This window comes from Oscillatoria sp. FACHB-1407, from assembly GCF_014697545.1.
Lineage (GTDB): Bacteria > Cyanobacteriota > Cyanobacteriia > Elainellales > Elainellaceae > FACHB-1407.
This window is the reverse complement of the sequence record NZ_JACJSA010000064.1, coordinates 1-2781: the sequence shown is the minus strand read 5'-3', so window position 1 is coordinate 2781 and position 2781 is coordinate 1. Positions and strand designations below refer to the sequence as shown.

Sequence of the window (2781 nt, the reverse complement as noted above, 5' to 3'; positions counted from 1 at the left end):
CAGATTATGACAGTGGAGTAAAAAGTGGTGTGATTCAAACACCCACCTTTTTTATCAATGGGATTCGACATGATGGAGCGTGGGATGAGACAGCACTTCTCAGCGTAATTCTTCCACTTTTATAGTTCTTTAAGGGGTATGAACTGCCAAAGACGATGCTTTAATTTCAGTTGGATCTGAATCAGCCTAATCGATTGGTCAGGTGATTAACTACCTAAAAAGCAGGTAAGAAAAGACATCGTTTGGTTAGTTCCCAAGAAGATGCAACTTCAGTAATTTATTGAGTAAAGCAATGAAGCTAATAGCAACTTTGTTGTAAGGCAACTATTGTAACAGTGAATGCAATCTCAATTACACCTTGGAGAATTTATGACAATTTACAGTTCGCTCACCCCAGACAATCCACCATTATTTTTATTGGCCATCAACCGCAAATGACCTTTGGTGTGGCTAACATTGATCGTCAACCACTAATCAACAACACGGTGGGATTGGCAAAGGCAGCAAAGATTTTCAATTTATACGCCATTTCGATAAGCCTTTGGAGTTGCTCCTACCAGTTTGCGAAAGGTTTTTGCGAAATGACTTTGATTGGCAAAACCACATTCATGAGCGATGTCAACAAGACTACGAGTTGACTGTCGAAGGAGTTTCTTAGCTCGTTCTAACCGCTGTTGCATGACATATTGATGGGGTGCCATACCTGTAGTTTGCTTGAAGAGACGGGAAAAGTGATATTGGCTCAAGGATATTTCTTGAGCGATCGCACTGACTGCCAACTCTGAACCGAGATGCTCATGAACATAGTCAATGACTTGTTGAAGCTGCTGTTGAGGCAATCTACCTGAATCAGCTGAGGCGAGCTGCTGCTTAGAGTTTGAATAGTGTTTAAGTAGATGAAACAGGAGAGTTGTAACCAAGGATTCAACATAGAGAGGATCTTCAAGTTCACCCGGCTCTAGTTCAGCCCTTAAAGTCAACCCGATTTGATATACCAATAAATCATGAACTTTCAGATGCGGGACTAATTCAAAGTTGCTATCAACTCCAACTTGAGATGCAGCTTGCGTTACAATCCACGGCTCCAGGCAAAGGAGAATAAATTCAGCATTGCCTTGCCATTGAATTTGATGCACTTGCTGTGCTGGATAAATTCCAATATCTCCTTGCCCTGGATACTCTCTGTAAGTTCGCCCATCCACTTTGCGCTCTATCCATTCTCCCCGCACTGGAATGCTAACAATGTGTTGTTGATGAGAATGTTCAAAAGTTATGTGCTCAGGTTGGTAGTGATGTTGAATCAGTAACCCAGGTTTTGGAGTTCCCTTGCCATTAAAAATAGGAGGATTTGGGAAAAGTTCAGGAGGAAGGCTAGCGTTCAAATAATCAACGGTGGTACTTGCCATATCATCCATTCCTGAAGCGCAGCACGATTAGAACATCTTAACCGAGAAATTAGCATAAAAGGGAAATACAGCTAAACCTCTTCTCTTATACAGTTGATTTGTTGGTTGCGAGATTGAATAACACGATCTCTTGTGTTCCAGACCTAAACTTTTCAACGCTTGATTCCATCACGCAATTACTTCAACTACTAACTCTTCAAATTGGAGAAACCTCTCATGTCTACATTCAAGTACAACCGTTTGGACAAAGATAACGCTGCTGTTTTACTGGTTGACCACCAAACCGGACTATTTTCACTGGTGCGTGACTTTGGTGCTGCTGATTTCAAGAATAATGTGTTGGCTTTAGCGGGTGCAGCCAAGTTCTTCAAATTGCCGACTGTTTTGACAACCAGTTTTGAACAAGGACCGAATGGTCCCATTATGCCGGAACTGAAGGCTTTATTTCCAGAAGCTCCCTATATCCCTCGCCCTGGGCAGATTAATGCCTGGGACAATGAGGATTTTGTTAAAGCTGTAGCAGCAACTGGCAAGAAGCAATTGATCATTGCAGGGATCGTCACTGATGTCTGTGTTGCGTTTTGCGCACTTTCAGCATTGGAAGCAGGATATGACGTTTTTGTGGTGACTGATGCTTCTGGTACATTTGATGAGTCTTGTCGCTACGCAGCTTGGGATCGCATGTCTCGTGCTGGAGTTCAACTGGTGAACTGGTTTAGTGTCGTGTGTGAATTACATCGCGATTGGCGTAATGACATTGAAGGCTTAGGAAATCTCTTGGCAGGGTTCATCCCTGATTACAAAAACTTGATGACTAGTTACGCAGCAACTGCAAGTATTGCGTCTGCTAGTCATGAAAAAGCACCTGCTTTAGCTCGTTCCTAGTGAATTAAGAACTGGCTTGATCCCAAAATGAAATCGTGAATTAAACGACTCAGGAAAATTCTTCAATGGCATCCCAGCATCGCGAACACCTGCTTACCGCAATTCTAGGTTGGGTTGCAGGCTACGTGGATACTCTAGGCTATGTGGGATTGAATGGTCTATTTACGGCCCATGCGACTGGCAATCGTATTGTGGCGGGAGCCGAAATTGTCGGAACCGATGAGTAGGATGTGTGGGTGCGATTAGCCGTAATTCCCATGTTTATAGGGGCAGTAATTTGCACTGCTGCTTATTGGCGATCGCACTTCCCACATTGACAGTTGCAGTGTTGATAATGACGCTACAGGCTCGCAAACAAATCATCTAAATCCATCTGTTGAACTATTCTTGTCTCCGCTTCTCCACTCTATTCATCTCTATTCTTTTCCTAAAGAGGATCACTATGACGGATCACTCCAAATCTTCACGCCGCCATTTCTTGAAACTTGCA

The 2781-nt window shown here is 43.1% G+C and carries 3 protein-coding genes; 2 read left to right on the top strand and 1 reads right to left on the bottom strand.

What is annotated here, in order from left to right; translation table 11 throughout:
- Positions 1-518: 518 nt before the first annotated feature.
- Complete coding sequence (locus H6G89_RS34250) at positions 519-1406, bottom strand: AraC family transcriptional regulator (RefSeq protein WP_190514493.1); 888 nt, start codon at positions 1404-1406, stop codon at positions 519-521.
- A 216-nt stretch (positions 1407-1622) separates the two neighbouring features.
- On the opposite strand from H6G89_RS34250, the gene ycaC reads away from it, so the two are divergent.
- Together ycaC and H6G89_RS34240 are read left to right on the top strand one after the other, a co-directional pair.
- The gene (gene ycaC / locus H6G89_RS34245; RefSeq protein WP_190514492.1) at positions 1623-2291 is read left to right on the top strand and encodes an isochorismate family cysteine hydrolase YcaC; all 669 of its coding nucleotides are present in this window, start codon (positions 1623-1625) and stop codon (positions 2289-2291) included.
- A 65-nt stretch (positions 2292-2356) separates the two neighbouring features.
- Entirely contained in the window at positions 2357-2518 is a 162-nt protein-coding gene (locus tag H6G89_RS34240) for a DUF1275 family protein (RefSeq protein WP_190514491.1), read from the top strand.
- Positions 2519-2781: the final 263 nt, after the last annotated feature.